Genomic DNA, 16,661 nt, shown 5'->3' on the forward strand with positions numbered 1-16,661 from the left:
GGAGGTGGTCGGCAACACTCTATCTACAAATTTAAGTATCTCATAAAAATAGATACTCTTGGGTTTATAGGTACATCCCGTCCCTAAAAAACCTAACTTAATCATACGAGGTGGTGAGAAATTGGGTTTAAGAGATAGGTTTTCAAATTTTTTAATTAGACAAGCTGAAAAACGTGGTATGTTCGAAGACATTTTTAATAATGTTGTTCGTTACGGCGGTAGATATGCAGGTGATGATAATATCTTGGAATCTAGTGATGTTTATGAATTGCTACAAGATATAAGTAATCAAATGATGTTGGCTGAGATTGTTGTGGAAGACAAAGATGGTAAAGAAATTAAAAATGATTCAGTTCTCAAGGTTTTAAAGAATCCAAACAATTATCTTACACAATCTGAATTCATTAAATTAATGACGAATACCTATTTACTCCAAGGTGAAACCTTTCCGGTGTTGGACGGCGACCAATTACATTTAGCATCTAATGTTTATACAGAATTGGATGATAGATTGATAGAACATTTTAAAGTGAATGGTGAAGAAATTCCATCGTTTATGATTCGACATGTGAAGAATATTGGTGCCGATCATCTAAAAGGTAAAGGTATTCTTGATTTAGGTAAGGATACTCTTGAAGGAGTTATGTCAGCTGAGAAAACTTTAACTGACAAGTATAAAAAAGGTGGATTACTAGCGTTTTTACTTAAGTTAGATGCTCATATTAATCCACAAAATGGTGCACAGTCCAAATTAATTAAAAAGATTTTAGATCAATTGGAATCTATCGATGATGCAAGGTCAGTCAAAATGATTCCACTCGGAAAAGGATATTCAATAGAGACGCTTAAAAGCCCGCTAGACGATGAAAAGACCTTAGCATATCTAAATGTATACAAAAAGGATTTAGGTAAGTTTTTAGGCGTAAATGTGGACACATATACGGCCTTGATTAAGGAAGACCTTGAACAAGCAATGATGTATTTGCATAACAAGGCAGTTAGACCAATAATGAAAAACTTTGAAGACCATTTGAGTCTTCTTTTTTTCGGCAAAAATTCGGATAAACGTATTAAATTCAAGATTAATATCCTTGATTTTGTTACTTATAGCATGAAAACAAACATTGCTTACAACATTGTTCGGACAGGAATTACATCACCGGATAATGTAGCAGATATGCTTGGGTTCCCTATGCAAAATACACCAGAATCACAAGCAATTTATATTTCAAATGACTTATCAAAAATTGGTGAGAAACAAGCTACAGATGATTCACTGAAGGGAGGTGATGGAAATGGTAAAGACAAAGGAAACACGGACATTTGACATCACCAAATTAAGTACCAGAGATGCTACGGAAGAACAACCTTCCAAGATAACTGGTTATGCAGCTGTGTTTAATTCAAAAACAACTATTGGTGGATGGTTTGATGAAGTTATTGAACCTGGTGCATTTGCTCGTTCTCTTTCAGAGAATGGTGATATTAGAGCGTTATTCAATCACAATTGGGATAATGTCCTGGGTAGAACTAAAAGCGGTACATTGAGACTAGAAGAGGATGAAAAAGGACTTAAATTCGAAATTGAATTACCTAATACATCTGTTGGCCGAGATTTAGCTGAAAGTATGTCCAGGGGTGACATTAACCAATGCTCATTTGGATTTTGGATAACAGAAGAGAATTGGGATTACAGTGTTGAACCGGCATTAAGGACCATTAAAGAAGTGGAACTTTATGAAATATCGGTTGTTTCAATACCAGCGTATGATGATACCGAAGCATCATTAGTTCGTGGTAAAGATATTCGTAAAGAAGTAGAACAACGAATGAAAATGATTAAACAAATAAATCAAATTTTGGGGGAAAAGTAAAATGAACAAACAATTATTATTAGCATTACAAAAAAGAAATAAAGAAAAATTAGCGGAATTACGTACACAAGTTGAAAATCCTGAATTACGTGCTGAGGATTTAACAGCAATTCAAGAGCAAATTGAAGAAATTAATAAAGAGTTACAAGATGTTGCTGATGAATTAGCAAATCTCGAAGATGATGGTGAAGGTGAAGACGGAAACGAAGATGATGAAGAAGGTGCTGGGGAATCTGGTACTGAAGGTTCTAGTGAAGGCGGAGAAGGTCGTACTGGAAATCCTGAGGGCGGAGAAAATAGAACTGGTTTAACAGCAGAACAACGTCAATCAGCAATGGCAGCTATTGCAACTGGTCTTTCTACTCGAGGTCATAAAACCACTAAAAAGAAAGAAAAAGAAATTCGTTCGGCGTTTGCTAATTTTGTCGTTGGTCGAATTAGTGAAGCTGAAGCACGTTCACTTGGTATCGAAGCTGGGAATGGATCAGTAACTATTCCAGAAGTCATTGCTTCTGAAATTATTACGTATGCTCAAGAAGAAAACTTATTACGTAAATATGGAACAGTTGTAAGAACAGCAGGCGATGTGAAATATCCTGTACTTGTGAAGAAAGCTGATGCAAACGTACGTAAAAAAGAACGCGGTGCATCTGATGAAATCACAGAAACAGCAATTGAATTTGATGAAATTCTATTAAGTCCAGCAGAATTTGATGCGCTTGCTACTGTAACTAAGAAGCTTCTTAAAATGACAGGTGCACCAATTGAACAAATCGTTGTGGATGAGCTGAAAAAGGCTTATGTACGTAAAGAAACAAACTACATGTTTAATGGCGATGACAAAGATAATGAAAATCCTGGAGCATTAGCGAAAAAAGCTGTGAAATACTATGAATCAGAAACAATTGATATTAACGCGGCAGGTTATTCACAAAAGTTATACCAACAATTAGTTAAACTAAAAGGACAACCTGTTACGGAAGTTCTAAAGAAATCGATGTGGATTGTAAACCGTGCGGCATTAACGGTTTTAGAAGGTATGACAGATGTGAACGGTCGTCCGTTATTGCATGAAGCAACAGATGGTGTCGGTTATAAATTACTTGGCCATAAATTAGACTTCACAGATGAAGCAAGTGCAGCTGATCCAACGAAACCAGTATTCTATTTTGGTGATTTCAAAGCCTTCCACATTCAAGATGTTATTGGAGCAATGGAATTACAAAAATTAATTGAGAAGTTCTCTGGTACGAATAAAGTTGGTTTCCAAATTTATAACTTATTAGATGGACAATTAGTTTATTCTCCATTTGAGCCAGCTGTTTATCGTTATGAAGTTGGTGAAGTTAAGCCAGGTGCTTAATATGGAAGATTTAATTGAGAAATTAAAATCTCATATTCATTGGGAAGAGGGCATGGATGATTCTATGCTCTCTTTTTATATCAATCAAGCAAAGACTTATGTAAAGAATGCGACAGGCAAACAGACCGAGTATTTAATTATTATGGTCGCCGGTATTTTCTACGATTACAGAGTCGCTGAAAAAGAATTAGAACAAGCTTTAGATGCTTTAACACCGATGTTTGTCCAGGAGGTTTATGCGGATGAAGAGGAAGACGAATAAGCTCAAATGGATGGGTGATTTACTTAAACTAGGGGAGACCATTGATCCAGAAACAGACCGTCCTATTATGGGATATCCATTAGAACGGAAAATTCGATATAACAATATTGGAGTTACGGCCACTGATAAATTCACGACAAAAGATACGAATGAAATTGTAAAGAAAATTGAAGTTCGTATTGATCGGGAGATTGAAAACAATCAAAAGGATTACCGTGTAAAAGTTGCTGGACGTATTTACAATATTGAACGCATTTATGTGAAAGAAGAAGACCGACTAATGGAGGTGTCACTGTCTTATGCAAATTAGTTTTCAAGAGTTACGAGACATTATGAAGAAGTCAGGCATTCCAGTTTATCGTGATAGTGCACCCACAACAGCAAACTATCCTTACATTGTGTATGAATTTGTGAATGAGCAGCATAAGAGAGCTTCTAATAAGGTCCTAAAGGATATGCCGCTTTATCAAATTGCAGTTATCACAAATGGAACTGAAAAAGATTACGAGCCGTTAAAGGCTGTTTTTAATGAAGCAGGCGTGTCCTATTCTCTATTTGATGGAATGGGTTATGACGAGAACGATGACACCATAACGCAATTTATAACGTATGTGAGGTGCATCCAGTAATGGCGTCAAATAATAATGGTTTTGCTGATGCTTTGGAAGATATTAATACATTACTTAGGGTTAATCAAAAGGTAGAAAAACAATTTTTAGAAGAAGCAGCCAATTACTTTATTAGCAAGTTAAAACCAAAAATTAAATTATCCAATAAGAACAAGAAAACACATTTAAGAGAAAGTTTGAAAGTTGTTGTGAAAAATGATCGTGTATCTGTGGAATTTGAAGATGAAGCTTGGTATTGGTATCTATACGAAAATGGCCATAAAAAAGTAAATGGTAAAGGTCGTGTGAAGGGAAAACACTTTGTACAGAATACCTTTGATGCAGAGGGCGACAAGATAGCAGAAATCTTAGCTCAAAAAATAGTAAACAAAATGGGAGGATGATAGAAATGACAAAAGAAAAAGAACTATTGTATCCAGTAGGTATTGAATCATTATATATTGCAATGATGGTTGGTGGAAAAGATACAAAGGCGGAGATTCCTACCTATGAAAAAGAAATTTATCAAATGGATAATATCGTTGAAATTGGTATTGCAGGTAATAGTACAGTAACTCAGAAATGGGCATCTAATAAATTATTTGTTAATGCAAGTAAAAACTCAAAGTACACATTATCTTTAAGCCATGTAGCTTTACCACAAATCGTTAAAGATGCAATTTACGGTTACCTTGCTGAAAAAGGTGTTGTATTCAATAAGGCAACATTAAAAGAGTTTCCAATGTTCGCAGTTGGCTTTGTAGCTCCTTTAAGTGACGGCTCACGTATCGGCCGTTGGTATCCTCGTGTACAAGTTACACCAGGTGAAGAGAAATTTACCACCACAACGGAAGAAGCAGAAATTCAAGATCAAGCGTTAGCCATGGAAGCTACTCCTTTGTTATTCAATGATGTAACAGAAGTAGACTTTTCGGAAGCTCGTTCTTCAGCAACAGGTATTACTGTTGAGGATTTCATGAAACAAGTTATCTGTGATAAGTCGCAATTAGCGGAATTAGGTGGAACTACAGGACAATAAGGAGTGATAATATGGCACGTTTAAGTGATTTAGTTAACGTTGATATAAATTTAAATAAAATTAAAATACAGGGAGTTGAGATTCCTGTTATTTTTACATTTGAATCATTCCCTTATGTGGAAGAATCTTATGGGAAACCATATCATGAGTTTGAAAAAGAAATGAATGATATGTTGGCAAAAGGAGAATTCAGTTTAGGAGAACAAGAAGCAAAGCTGATGCGCTCGTTGATTTATGCAATGGTGCGAAGCGGTGGAACAGAGTGTACACCAAATGAAATTAAAAATGCTATTCCGCTTTATGATGTACCTGGTATTTTCCAAGTAGTATTTGAAATCTTTAACGGTCAAAACTTCCAATTTGAAGATATGGAGAAGTTGAAGAAGGAAAAAAAGTAAAGAACATACTGAATGGAAATGAAGAATCTCAGTCCGAGTTGGATTGGGATTTTTATTTTTATGTCGGTAATACGTTGCTCGGTTTAAGTATGAATGACTTTTGGAAAATCACTCCTAATCATTTTTTGAAGCAATACATTATGCATCTTAGATACAACAATCCTGATGCACTTGAAGAGAAAGCAGTAAAACCACAAAGGGTTTATTTAGATCAGACTCCATTTTATTAAGAAATGAGGTGAAAATATGCCAGGGAATAAAGAAAGAAACGTTGTTCTTAATTTCAAGATGGATGGTCAAGTTCAGTATGCTCAGACATTGAAGCAAATTAACATGGTTATGAATAACGCAGCAAAAGAATACAAGAATCATATTGCAGCAATGGGTCAAGATGCGACAGCGACAGATAAATTAGCAGCCGAAAAGAAAAAGTTAGAAATTCAAATGGAAGCGGCTAAGAAACGTACATCGATGTTGCGGACGGAATTTGAAGCAATGTCTAAGGATACTAATACAACAGCCGAACAGCTCAATAAAATGTACGGTAAATTGCTAGATGCAGAACGTGCTGAAACTTCTCTTAATAATGCAATGAAAAGAGTAAATGAAGGTCTTTCAGAGCAAGCAATTGAAGCGCGAGAAGCACGTGGAGACATGGAGAAACTTGAAGCTAATACTAAACAACTAGAAGCGGAGCAAAAGCGCCTGACAAGCTCATTTAAGCTTCAAAATGCTGAACTAGGAGCGAATGCTAGTGAAGCTGATAAGTTGGAATTAGCTCAAAAACAGTTACGTCAGCAAATGGAAATGACGGATAGAGTCGTCCACAATTTGGAGCAACAATTAAGTGCGGCAAAGCGTGTGTATGGCGAGAATTCCACAGAAGTACAGCAACTTGAGACGAAGCTAAACCAAGCTAAAACCACGTTGAAGCAGTTTGAGAATTCATTACAGAGTGTTGGTCGAAGTGGAGATCAAGCAGCAGATGGTATGGAGAAATTAGGAAAGAAGTTAGACTTGCACAATATGATGGAAGCTGTCCAAATGCTACAAGGAGTATCACAACAGTTAATTGAACTTGGTAAAGCTACAGTGGGTATAGCGATAGATTTTGATAGGTCACAAAGGAAAATACAATCCTCATTAGGGCTAACTCAAAAGGGTGCAGAGAATCTTGGCAAGATTTCAAAAGATGTGTGGAAAAAGGGATTTGGTGAAAGCCTTGAAGAGGTCGATAATTCACTGATTAAAGTCTATCAAAATATGCGTGATGTTCCACATGAAGAATTACAAGGGGCATCAGAGAATGTTTTAACATTAGCTAAAGTTTATGATGTGGACTTAAATGAAGCAACTCGTGGCGCAGGACAATTAATGTCTCAATTTGGTTTATCTACACAACAAACATTTGATTTATTGGCAGCAGGTGCTCAAGCTGGGTTGAACTATTCTGATGAACTCTTTGACAACCTTTCAGAGTATGCACCGTTATTCAAACAAGCGGGTTTTAGTGCGGATGAAATGTTTACCATTCTTGCGAATGGAACCGCAAATGGATCGTATAACTTGGATTACATTAATGACCTTGTAAAAGAGTTTGGTATCCGTGTACAAGATGGTTCTAAAGGTGTATCAGAAGGATTCGGTGATTTATCAGAAGAGACACAAAAAGTATGGGAATCATTCAATGAAGGTAAGGGAACCGCGGCTGATGTATTTAATGCTGTATTAGGTGACTTACGTAAAATGGATGACAAAGTAAAGGCAAACCAGATTGGTGTTGCTCTATTCGGTACCAAATGGGAAGACATGGGGGCAGAAGCCGTACTAAGTTTAAATGATGTGAATGGTGGTCTGGGTGATGTAAATGGCCGTATGGACGAAATGAAAAAACTGCAAGAAGAATCACTGGGCCAAAAATTCCAGAGCGCATTAAGGGAAACTCAAACAGCACTTGAACCATTAGGGAAACAACTTGCAGATCTTGCAGCAGATGTTCTCCCTAAAGCTGCAAAAGGACTATCAGACCTTGCTGAATGGTTTTCTAAGTTACCAGAACCTGTCCGAAACTTTGTTGCTATTTCTGCCGGATTAACGATTGCTATTACTGCAATTGGCGTTGCTATTGGTGTTTTAACTTTTGCAGTTGGTGCTTTGAATATTGCATTAGGACCTGTAATATTAGCGATTTTGGGAATTTCCGCCGCAATAACTATTGCTATAGCGATAGTGAAAAATTGGGGTGCTATAACCGATTGGCTTTCCGAAAAGTGGACCCAATTTAAAGATTGGTTTGGTGAATTGTGGTCTGGAATAGTTCAGGCTTGTAGTGATGGGTGGTCTTCCACAGTTGAGTACTTTTCCGAAGCCTGGTCGTCATTTATTGAAATGATGCATGAATTTTTTGACCCTATAGGTCAGTTTTTTAGTGAATTGTGGTCTGGAATTGTCGAAACAGCGTCATCTTGGTGGTCGAATCTTGTCACAACTGCATCAGAATTGTGGAGTCAACTGACTCAAGCCTGGCAAGAAACTTGGAATACGATACTTACCGTCTTAGATCCAATTATTTCGGCGATATCTGTCGTTTTAGAAGCAGGTTGGTTATTAATACAGGCAGGTACACAAATTGCCTGGGCCTTAATAAGTAAATATATTATTGATCCGATTACTGAAGCGTACAACTGGTGTAAAAATCAGTTCGGTGAGTTAGTTTCTTGGTTAAATTCACAGTGGGAAACGGTAAAATCTTATACACTTGCAGCGTGGAATTTGGTAAAACAGTATGTTATTCAACCGGTTCAAGAATTGTGGAATACAACAAAGCAAAAACTTGGAGATTTAGCTAATTGGATACTATCAAATTGGGAATCTATAAAATCCTATACGCTTACGGCGTGGAATTTGGTGAAGAAATATGTGATTGATCCAGTAACTGAAGCCTATAATTCAGCTAAGCAAAAATTTACTGATTTATATAATTCAGCGAAAGAAAAATTCGATTCTGTGAAGAATGCTGCACAAGAAAAATTTGATGCTGCTAAACGTAACATCATTGATCCAATAAAAGAAGCAGTTGGGAAGGTAGAAGAGTTTGTGGGTAAAATCAAAGGTTTCTTTGATAATTTGAAGCTGAAAATCCCTAAACCTGAAATGCCAAAGCTTCCACATTTCAGTCTGCAGACTAGTTCTAAAACAATTGCAGGTAAAGAAATCTCTTATCCATCTGGCATAAATGTGGATTGGCGTGCTAAAGGCGGTATTTTCACACGGCCAACTATTTTCGGAATGAATGCTGGAAACTTACAAGGCGCAGGAGAAGCTGGACCGGAGGGGGTTCTACCCTTAAATGAAAAGACACTAGGTGCCATTGGAAAAGGAATTGCATCTACGATGACACAACAAAGTAATGACCGTCCAATTATCCTACAAGTGGATGGAAGAACGTTTGCTCAAATCACCGGTGATTATACAGATCATGAAGGTGGAGTGAGAATTAGAAAAATCGAAAGGGGGCTGGCATAGATGCTATATGGAATTAATTTTAATGGAAAACATTCATATGACGATATGGGATACACTATGCCAGCTGATGGCAGAGATATTGGCTTTCCAAGTAAAGAGAAAATTGTTGTAAAAGTTCCTTTTAGTAATGTTGAATACGATTTTAGTGAAATATACGGATCTCAAACATATACTTCAAGAACATTGAAATACCAATTTAACGTTTTAAGGCAAGGGAATTTTACACCGCATGCAATGCAAATCGAAAAAACAAAGTTAATTAATTGGCTTATGAATACTGGCGGAAGAAAAAAGCTTTATGATGATACTATTCCTGGTTATTACTTTTTAGCTGAGGTAGAAAGTGCGGCTGATTTCCAAGATGATTGGGAAACGGGAACAATGACGGTAACTTTCAGAGCATATCCTTTTATGATTGCTGAATTGTATGAAGGTAATGATATATGGGATAGTTTTAACTTTGATTTGGATGTTGCGCAAACTACTAATTTCACTGTGAATGGTATGTTACAAATGGTTTTACTAAATGTAGGGGCTTCTGGTGTAGTTCCAGAGATAACAACATCTAAGCAAATGAAGATTATTAAAGATGGAGTCACCTATACTGTGTCAACAGGTATTACAAGAGATAAGAATTTTGTACTTAAATCAGGAGAAAATCCCATAAAAGTTACTGGTAATGGTACCATCTCATTCCGTTTCTATAAGGAGTTGATTTAAGTGTATAAAGTAACGATTATTAATGATGGTATTGAAACAATAATTCATAGCCCCTATGTAAATGACCTTAAATTACCGTTCGGTGTAATAAAAAAAAGTATAAATCTAATAGATGCATTTAATTTTAGTTTTTATATGAATAATCCTGGTTTCCATAAGATAAAGCCGTTAAAAACACTTGTAAATGTGTTAAATACAAAGACAGGTAAGTATGAATTTGAAGGGCGTGTGTTAGGTCCAAGTAAGAATATGGACAATTCAGGACTTCATAGTACTTCATATGAGTGTGAAGGTGAACTTGGGTATCTACATGATTCAGTTCAACGGCATTTAGAATTCCGTGGAACGCCAAAGGAACTTTTTGCAAAAATTATTGAGTATCATAACAACCAAGTAGAGGAATATAAAAGATTTAAAATTGGAAATGTAACAATTACCAATACTACAAATAACCTTTATCTTTATTTATCAGCGGAAAAAGATACTTTTGAAACAATTAAAGAAAAACTAATAGATAAATTAGGTGGCGAACTCCAAATACGTAAAGTAAACGGAGTTCGTTTTTTAGATTATTTAGAACGTGTTGGTGAAGAGAAAAAAACAGAAATTCGAATCGCTAAAAATTTACTCAGTATGTCTTGCGACATAGATCCGACTGAAATTATTACTCGCTTGACTCCTTTAGGTACACGAATAGAGTCAAAAAATGAAGGAGCGACAGATGCATCAGAAGCGCGATTAACTATTGAATCAGTTAACAATGGAGTACCTTATATTGATCATCCAAGTGGAATAAAAGAGTTTGGTATACAAGGTAAATCTATAACTTGGGACGATGTAACAATAGCAAGTAACTTACTTGCAAAAGGAAAAGAGTGGTTTGCAAATCAAAAATCAATTGTAACTCAATATAAACTAAGTGCAGTTGATTTGTATTTAATTGGTCTAGACATCGATTACTTTGAAGTAGGGAATTCTCATCTAGTCATAAATCCTGTTATGGGGATAGATGAGCTTCTAAGGATTGTTGGGAAATCCTTAGATATTAATAATCCACAAGGAGCCAGTTTAACAATTGGAGATGCATTAAAAACATTAAATCAATATCAAAGTGATTTGAAAAAATCAGCACAGCAAGTTGTGGATTTACAATATACAGTGCTGAGACAAAACGGGAAAATCAATTCGTTGTCAGCCAGTCTTGTTGAAGCAGAAAAATTATTACAGTCCTTAAATGAAGCTGTTGAAAATGCGGATTTACAAATGATTGTTCAGTCAGTTTCTGATTTAAAAAGTGCTTTAAAAAAAATTGAAGAGGAAATACAAACTTTACCCACATCCGAAGTGATTTTGCAGATGCAAAAAGATATACAAAATAATACAACTGAAATTGTAGATATCGATGAAAGAATGATTGAATCTGAAGTAGTAATTGAAAATAATAGTAAAAGCATTGAAGTATTACAAATCGATTTAAAAGATGTAGTAGATCGTCTAACTGCTTTAGAAAATGGAGGTTCATAATGTGGCAAATATAAGTGGTTTTTTAAATAGAATTCGAACCGCTATTTATGGTAAAGATGTTCGTGAGTCTATACATGATGGGATAGAAGCTATCAATAAAGAGACAGAGATAGCGACGAAACTTTCCAATAATATAAAGATTAAACAAGTTGCTTTAGAAAAGAAATATGATGACCAAATTTCTAACATGACAAATGAAAATCCATCTATTAGTGAATTGGTTGATTTTAGAACTAGTGGATTTACAGGAATGTCATATGTTACAGCGGGAAAAAGAACTGATGCTATTGATGAAAGGATTACAGATATGTCTGTCAGCATAAAAGACTTCGGAGCAGACCTCACAGGAGAGACAGACAGTACGGTAGCTATTCAACAAACAATAGACTACGTATATGATCGTGGAGGTGGTGTAGTTTATATTCCGCCAGGGATTTTAAGATACACTTCTATAATTGTTAAAATTGGTGTTCATATTCGTGGTTCATTAGTTTCAATTACAGATTGGAATGGGAGGTTAGGCTCTAATACGTCCGTAACTACTTTGATACCAACTGATCTTAATAGACCTTCTATCATCATGCATGGGAACTCAACGATTAATGGCGTCTGTTGGTTTTACGAAGGGCAAAAGAAAGAACTGACGTCTGAAAGTGACACATTTATTCAATACCCTCCAACTATTCAGTTGGGTGATGCGTCAAACAAGGCTATTGGAAATTATATTGGAAACTTTATAGTAATTGGAGCATATGACTTCATATCACAATACTCATTTTCAAATAGCGTAGAAAAGTTATTTGTAGAAAAAGGATATGGTATGTTCTTAAATACATTTTGTACGCTTAAAAAATGTACTGATATTCCTAGATTCTCTAAGATTCATATGAATCTAAATTCAGCATTAGGATGGCTAACTGGAAATACAGTTCCTTATTACTCTAAAATCGCTCGTAATGGTGTAATGTTTAAGGTTGCGCGTGTCGATGACTGTGTGATAGAAGATTGTTTTGCATATGGCGTTAAGCACTTTGCTCATCTCTATAAAGAGGTGGGTGAGGATGGGAACGGCGGTGGTATAACAGTAATTGGATCAAGCTGTGATGTTTGCCATCAAGCGTTTAGAAACGATCGTGGAAATCTATCGTTTGGCGTGAAAGTAATCGGGGGATTTTTCACACCAGTTGTTAACGTGGATGGCAGCGAAAAATGTTTAATTTACCTTAGTCAAAACGCTACATATACTAGAATGCAATTTTCGTCATTCAAATGTTATGGAGATGTTGTATCACAGGTAAGTAATACTTCAAAAACAGACCATATTGTTATTTTCGAAAACGGAAATGCGGGTAATAACGTCGTAAATTTATTTGGCGATGTACAGTTTAATATTGGTATTTCGAAAAACGAGAACGTGTTGATCAATAATGTTGTAAATTTTATTGGTACAGATAGGGATTCCTCTTTATCAAAACTAGATAGAGTGACTATCCGTCATCTTGTAATGACCGGTTCTCGAATTGATCTAACTCATGGTGTCGATGATATTGCATGGTTTAAAGTGAATAATGAATACGCTTTTGGTGCAGTTAAGGATGCCTATGATCCGACATTTTTTACAAAAGCGTATTTCCGACCAGGTACACTGACTTCATTACCAACCGCAAATGCAAATCATCGTGGAAAGATGATTCGTCTGGAAGGTGCAAATGGTGTTGAGGATAGGTTATTTATATGTAAAAAGAAAAGCGATGGAACATATCACTGGAAACAGCTAGACGCAGAACAATAATGATGAAGGGGTGTTTTAAATGGGATTGCAAGTTAATATAACTTTATTTAATCAATTAGAAGTAAATTCATATGCAAGAGTCGGCAATATTGGAGGAACAAAAGAGGAACAGTTTTTTTCTATTGATTACTACGCTTCGCGAAATGCCTTTTTGAGGAAACTTGACCCTATCAAACAAGAAAACTATAAATTCACTCCATCTGTTATGGATGACTCATTGAATTTTGTGAAACAAGCTTATATTTATGTTAAAAGAAGAACGGAATTTGCGGGTGCTGTCGATGTATTAGAAGAAGGGCAAAAATCTTGAGTTTAATAAAATTCCTCAGTTTATCTAATATATAAGATTTTATATGTTATTATATGTAATGGCGTCTTAATATAAGACGCTAATACATATAATTTGGAGGAAAAAGATGAACATATCCAGTCACCAAGAGGGAATGTCAAAACTGAATATAATAATACTACTTTTTCTCTCGTATATAATGAGTACTTATAAATACGGGGAATTTGTACATTATTTTGTGTTTATAGTCATGGCCGCTCTTATACTTAGAATGCTTACTGTAGGCATCAAGGTAAGTAATGAAATATCAATAAATAAAGGCATATTGACGTTTTGCGTAATTTTATTAGGGTTATTGTTATTGAAATCGATTTTTAACTTAAATGAATTAAAGGCATTTATTAAGAATTATTCAGTTATCTATTTCGTTCTAATTTACGGCCTTCTAGAATATTATAAGAATGGTGCTAGGTATGGAGAGCAAGTTTTTATACAGCTTACTAAAATACTAAATGTACTTTCTGTCTTAAACCTAATTCAGGTTGTTTTACACAGACCGTTATTATCTGGATTCTTCACAGAACAGATGGACAAGTATCAATATTGGGCGTATGGTACTGGTGACTTTAGACCAGTTTCCGTGTTTGGTCACCCTATTGTAAGTGCATTGTTTTTTTCTATATTAGTGATCTGTAATCTTTATATACTTAAAGGCAATTTAAAATATCCATTGCAGATTGTGGCACTTGTGAATGTCTATGCCTCGCAATCTAGGAGTGCTTGGATTGCATTAGCAATTATTGTATGCTTGTATTTTATTAAAAATTACCGTATTAAAAAAATAAAAAGAAATGTTCGATTTACTTATAGTCAATTATTAAAAATTTATGTTTCATTAGTAATAGTGATCTGTGGATTTGGCTTAGTTGCTTTAAGCTCGGATAGTATCATAAGTTCCATAATTGAAAGATTCGGAGATTCTTTAAGTGGGAATAGTAAAGATATTTCAAACTTACAACGGACGGGCACATTAAGTTTAATTAATACTTATATGTTTCAACAAGATATGTTTAGATTACTGTTTGGTTATGGATTAGGGACTGTAGGAGATTTTATGTCTGTTAATACCGTTGTTATTCGTAATTTCTTGACGACGGATAATATGTATTTGACTTTTTTCTTTGAATTAGGGCTCTTGTCATTGATTAGTTATGGATTATTCTTTATTATTGGAGTCATTCGTTTTTTCTTATCTAAAAATTACTGGTTAAGCGAATTAGGCGCTTTATGTTTTATCTTTTTATCAATCATAATATTTTTCTTTGAAGGTATAGGGTGGGGTACTGTAGTAACTGTTTGGATGTTTTCTTTACTGACCATTCTAATGAAATTTAAAAATCCAAACAGTTTAACAAAAAATAAAATAAAATAGTTACAGTAGTATTTATACTAGTTTTTGGGAGAGAAACATGAACAAAAAACAATTAAAAGAAACAATTAATTCAGACTTATACAGAGTATACGGAAGTCAAGGAACAAAAAAGAAAATTATTAATTTCTTAAGAAACCCTGGCTTTAAATATTTATATATACTACGTAAATGTAGTTATTATAAAGAGAAAAACAAGTTAATGTATAGATTGTATTTTATATTATTGTTGCGTTATCAGTATAAGTATGGACTAGAAATAATGCCTGATACGAAGATTGGAAAAGGCTTTTACATTGGACATATAGGAGCTATTACAATTAATCCTAAATCTATAATTGGTGAAAATGTAAATATATTAAAAGGGGCATTACTTGGCTATAATCCGCGAGGGAAATATAAAGGCTGTCCAACTATAGGAGATGGTGTTTGGATAGGTCCTAATGCTGTAATAGTTGGTAATATTACAGTTGGAAATAATGTAGTGGTAGCGCCAAATACGTTAGTCAATAGGGATGTTCCAAGTAATTCAGTTGTGGTAGGTAATCCGTGTCAAATTATTTCACAGGATAATGCAACTGAAGCTTATGTCAATTATATAGTTTAACAAAATACAATTTTAGTTGAAAAGGAGACGAGTTATCGTCTTCTTTTTTATTGTCAAAAGGAGATGAGAACAGTGGAAGATGCAATTTTCAATTCAGTCATTCAACAGGGCGCATTCGCAGCGTTATTTGTGTGGATGCTATTTACTACACAAAAAAAGAACGAGCAGCGTGAGGAAAAGTATCAACAAGTAATTGATAGAAACCAACAAGTAATTGAAGAACAGGCAAAAGCCTTTGGATCTATTTCTAAAGATGTAACAGAAATTAAACAAAAATTATTTGAAGGAGATGTTCAATAATGGGATATATCGTTGATATTTCAAAATGGAATGGCAATATTAATTGGGATGTAGCTGCAGCGCAATTAGATTTAGTAATTGCTAGGGTACAAGATGGTTCAAATGTTGTGGATCATATGTATCAAAGTTATGTGAGTGAAATGAAAAGGCGTGGTGTTCCTTTTGGTAATTATGCGTTTTGTCGTTTCGTTTCTGAAAATGATGCAAGAGTTGAAGCAAGGGACTTCTGGAACCGCGGTGATAAAGATGCATTATTCTGGGTTGCTGATGTGGAAGTAAAAACAATGGGGAATATGTTAGCCGGAACATTAGCTTTTATCGATGAGTTACGTCGATTAGGTGCTAAAAAGGTTGGTTTATATGTTGGCCATCATACATATAAAGAGTTCCAAGCTGATAAAGTAAACGCTGATTTTGTATGGATTCCTCGATATGGTGGGAATAGACCAGCTTATCCATGTGATATCTGGCAATACACAGAGACAGGAAATGTACCTGGTATCGGTAAATGCGATTTAAATGAGTTAATTGGTGATAAATCGTTATCTTGGTTTACCAATAATCACATGGGCTTAGTTGTTCCTGAGGTAGGAAAGCGAGTTGTTTCTAAAGTAGAGACTCTTAGATTTTATTCAAAACCTTCCTGGGCGGATGTGGATGTTGCTGGAACAGTTTCTAATGGTTTGGGGTTCGCTATCATTGGAAGAGTCGATGTGAATGGTTCGCCACAATATAAAGTACAAAATTCTCGTGGTAGTGTCTTTTATATTACGGCTAGTCCAAAATATGTAGAAGTAAAATAAAAATTGCCGGCTCTTAATTGATATGCTCCCCCTATAGTAGACAGAAAAAAGAAAGCTTTATATCCTGTCTACTATAAGGGGGATTTTTTTATGGGGAAAATTAGAAGAACATATGATGAAACATTTAA

General features: G+C 35.1%; 19 protein-coding genes. All 19 read left to right on the forward strand.

What is annotated here, in order from left to right; all coding sequences use genetic code 11:
- Window positions 1-121 precede the first annotated feature (121 nt).
- The 19 genes from MR168_RS26750 to MR168_RS26840 all read left to right on the forward strand — a co-directional run bounded on the left by MR168_RS26750 (window position 122) and on the right by MR168_RS26840 (window position 16,533).
- On the forward strand, window positions 122-1,327 hold the full coding sequence (locus tag MR168_RS26750; RefSeq protein WP_242291601.1) for a phage portal protein: 1,206 nt from the start codon (window positions 122-124) through the stop codon (window positions 1,325-1,327).
- Window positions 1,296-1,874: an HK97 family phage prohead protease gene (locus tag MR168_RS26755; RefSeq protein ID WP_242291602.1), complete on the forward strand. Its 579-nt coding sequence runs from the start codon at window positions 1,296-1,298 to the stop codon at window positions 1,872-1,874. Before MR168_RS26750 ends, MR168_RS26755 begins: the two co-directional genes overlap by 32 nt.
- A 1-nt stretch (window position 1,875) precedes the next feature.
- Window positions 1,876-3,237, forward strand: coding sequence for a phage major capsid protein (locus MR168_RS26760; protein WP_242291604.1), 1,362 nt, complete (start codon window positions 1,876-1,878; stop codon window positions 3,235-3,237).
- Window position 3,238: 1 nt separating this feature from the next.
- Window positions 3,239-3,499, forward strand: a complete 261-nt coding sequence (locus tag MR168_RS26765; protein WP_072179763.1) for a head-tail connector protein — start codon at window positions 3,239-3,241, stop codon at window positions 3,497-3,499.
- Window positions 3,480-3,809, forward strand: coding sequence for a hypothetical protein (locus MR168_RS26770; RefSeq protein WP_242291605.1), 330 nt, complete (start codon window positions 3,480-3,482; stop codon window positions 3,807-3,809). The genes MR168_RS26765 and MR168_RS26770 overlap by 20 nt, the downstream gene beginning before the upstream one ends.
- On the forward strand, window positions 3,799-4,128 hold the full coding sequence (locus tag MR168_RS26775) for a hypothetical protein (RefSeq protein ID WP_242291607.1): 330 nt from the start codon (window positions 3,799-3,801) through the stop codon (window positions 4,126-4,128). The genes MR168_RS26770 and MR168_RS26775 overlap by 11 nt, the downstream gene beginning before the upstream one ends.
- The gene (locus MR168_RS26780) at window positions 4,128-4,511 is read left to right on the forward strand and encodes an HK97-gp10 family putative phage morphogenesis protein (RefSeq protein WP_242291608.1); all 384 of its coding nucleotides are present in this window, start codon (window positions 4,128-4,130) and stop codon (window positions 4,509-4,511) included. The genes MR168_RS26775 and MR168_RS26780 overlap by 1 nt, the downstream gene beginning before the upstream one ends.
- The gene (locus tag MR168_RS26785; protein WP_348980679.1) at window positions 4,508-5,146 is read left to right on the forward strand and encodes a major tail protein; all 639 of its coding nucleotides are present in this window, start codon (window positions 4,508-4,510) and stop codon (window positions 5,144-5,146) included. Before MR168_RS26780 ends, MR168_RS26785 begins: the two co-directional genes overlap by 4 nt.
- 11 nt (window positions 5,147-5,157) lie before the next feature.
- Window positions 5,158-5,544: a hypothetical protein gene (locus MR168_RS26790; RefSeq protein ID WP_242291612.1), complete on the forward strand. Its 387-nt coding sequence runs from the start codon at window positions 5,158-5,160 to the stop codon at window positions 5,542-5,544.
- A gap of 38 nt (window positions 5,545-5,582) precedes the next feature.
- Window positions 5,583-5,774 carry a hypothetical protein gene (locus MR168_RS26795; protein WP_086709346.1) on the forward strand — a complete coding sequence of 64 codons (192 nt, stop codon included), beginning with the start codon at window positions 5,583-5,585 and terminating at the stop codon, window positions 5,772-5,774.
- A 16-nt stretch (window positions 5,775-5,790) separates the two neighbouring features.
- Window positions 5,791-9,069, forward strand: a complete 3,279-nt coding sequence (locus tag MR168_RS26800) for a phage tail tape measure protein (protein WP_242291614.1) — start codon at window positions 5,791-5,793, stop codon at window positions 9,067-9,069.
- Entirely contained in the window at window positions 9,070-9,789 is a 720-nt protein-coding gene (locus tag MR168_RS26805; protein WP_086412394.1) for a phage tail protein, read from the forward strand.
- Window positions 9,790-11,313 carry a phage tail spike protein gene (locus MR168_RS26810; protein ID WP_242291616.1) on the forward strand — a complete coding sequence of 508 codons (1,524 nt, stop codon included), beginning with the start codon at window positions 9,790-9,792 and terminating at the stop codon, window positions 11,311-11,313.
- A complete protein-coding gene (locus MR168_RS26815) occupies window positions 11,300-13,105 on the forward strand; it encodes a glycosyl hydrolase family 28-related protein (RefSeq protein WP_086412392.1) in 1,806 nt (601 codons plus the stop codon). Before MR168_RS26810 ends, MR168_RS26815 begins: the two co-directional genes overlap by 14 nt.
- Window positions 13,106-13,124: 19 nt before the next feature.
- Window positions 13,125-13,415 (forward strand): hypothetical protein, encoded by a 291-nt coding sequence (locus MR168_RS26820; RefSeq protein WP_086412391.1) that lies wholly within the window; start codon window positions 13,125-13,127, stop codon window positions 13,413-13,415.
- Between the two features lie 178 nt (window positions 13,416-13,593).
- A complete protein-coding gene (locus tag MR168_RS26825; RefSeq protein ID WP_236093398.1) occupies window positions 13,594-14,826 on the forward strand; it encodes an O-antigen ligase family protein in 1,233 nt (410 codons plus the stop codon).
- A 37-nt stretch (window positions 14,827-14,863) separates the two neighbouring features.
- Window positions 14,864-15,430 carry a serine O-acetyltransferase gene (locus MR168_RS26830; protein WP_242291618.1) on the forward strand — a complete coding sequence of 189 codons (567 nt, stop codon included), beginning with the start codon at window positions 14,864-14,866 and terminating at the stop codon, window positions 15,428-15,430.
- Window positions 15,431-15,493: 63 nt separating this feature from the next.
- Window positions 15,494-15,730 carry a BhlA/UviB family holin-like peptide gene (locus MR168_RS26835; RefSeq protein ID WP_001261076.1) on the forward strand — a complete coding sequence of 79 codons (237 nt, stop codon included), beginning with the start codon at window positions 15,494-15,496 and terminating at the stop codon, window positions 15,728-15,730.
- Entirely contained in the window at window positions 15,730-16,533 is an 804-nt protein-coding gene (locus tag MR168_RS26840; RefSeq protein WP_373366281.1) for a glycoside hydrolase family 25 protein, read from the forward strand. Before MR168_RS26835 ends, MR168_RS26840 begins: the two co-directional genes overlap by 1 nt.
- The last annotated feature ends 128 nt before the right edge of the window (window positions 16,534-16,661 follow it).

It is taken from the genome of Bacillus cereus group sp. BfR-BA-01356, assembly GCF_022663635.1.
Lineage (GTDB): Bacteria > Bacillota > Bacilli > Bacillales > Bacillaceae_G > Bacillus_A > Bacillus_A cereus.

What these genes read in the sequence shown, in the direction of transcription:
- MR168_RS26755 (WP_242291602.1), top strand. Translation starts at nt 1,296, where the DNA reads ATGGTAAAGACAAAGGAAACACGGACATTTGACATCACCAAATTAAGT.
- MR168_RS26760 (WP_242291604.1), top strand. Translation starts at nt 1,876, where the DNA reads ATGAACAAACAATTATTATTAGCATTACAAAAAAGAAATAAAGAAAAA.
- MR168_RS26765 (WP_072179763.1), top strand. Translation starts at nt 3,239, where the DNA reads ATGGAAGATTTAATTGAGAAATTAAAATCTCATATTCATTGGGAAGAG.
- MR168_RS26770 (WP_242291605.1), top strand. Translation starts at nt 3,480, where the DNA reads ATGAAGAGGAAGACGAATAAGCTCAAATGGATGGGTGATTTACTTAAA.
- MR168_RS26775 (WP_242291607.1), top strand. Translation starts at nt 3,799, where the DNA reads ATGCAAATTAGTTTTCAAGAGTTACGAGACATTATGAAGAAGTCAGGC.
- MR168_RS26780 (WP_242291608.1), top strand. Translation starts at nt 4,128, where the DNA reads ATGGCGTCAAATAATAATGGTTTTGCTGATGCTTTGGAAGATATTAAT.
- MR168_RS26785 (WP_348980679.1), top strand. Translation starts at nt 4,508, where the DNA reads ATGATAGAAATGACAAAAGAAAAAGAACTATTGTATCCAGTAGGTATT.
- MR168_RS26790 (WP_242291612.1), top strand. Translation starts at nt 5,158, where the DNA reads ATGGCACGTTTAAGTGATTTAGTTAACGTTGATATAAATTTAAATAAA.
- MR168_RS26800 (WP_242291614.1), top strand. Translation starts at nt 5,791, where the DNA reads ATGCCAGGGAATAAAGAAAGAAACGTTGTTCTTAATTTCAAGATGGAT.
- MR168_RS26805 (WP_086412394.1), top strand. Translation starts at nt 9,070, where the DNA reads ATGCTATATGGAATTAATTTTAATGGAAAACATTCATATGACGATATG.
- MR168_RS26815 (WP_086412392.1), top strand. Translation starts at nt 11,300, where the DNA reads ATGGAGGTTCATAATGTGGCAAATATAAGTGGTTTTTTAAATAGAATT.
- MR168_RS26820 (WP_086412391.1), top strand. Translation starts at nt 13,125, where the DNA reads ATGGGATTGCAAGTTAATATAACTTTATTTAATCAATTAGAAGTAAAT.
- MR168_RS26825 (WP_236093398.1), top strand. Translation starts at nt 13,594, where the DNA reads ATGAGTACTTATAAATACGGGGAATTTGTACATTATTTTGTGTTTATA.
- MR168_RS26830 (WP_242291618.1), top strand. Translation starts at nt 14,864, where the DNA reads ATGAACAAAAAACAATTAAAAGAAACAATTAATTCAGACTTATACAGA.
- MR168_RS26835 (WP_001261076.1), top strand. Translation starts at nt 15,494, where the DNA reads ATGAGAACAGTGGAAGATGCAATTTTCAATTCAGTCATTCAACAGGGC.
- MR168_RS26840 (WP_373366281.1), top strand. Translation starts at nt 15,730, where the DNA reads ATGGGATATATCGTTGATATTTCAAAATGGAATGGCAATATTAATTGG.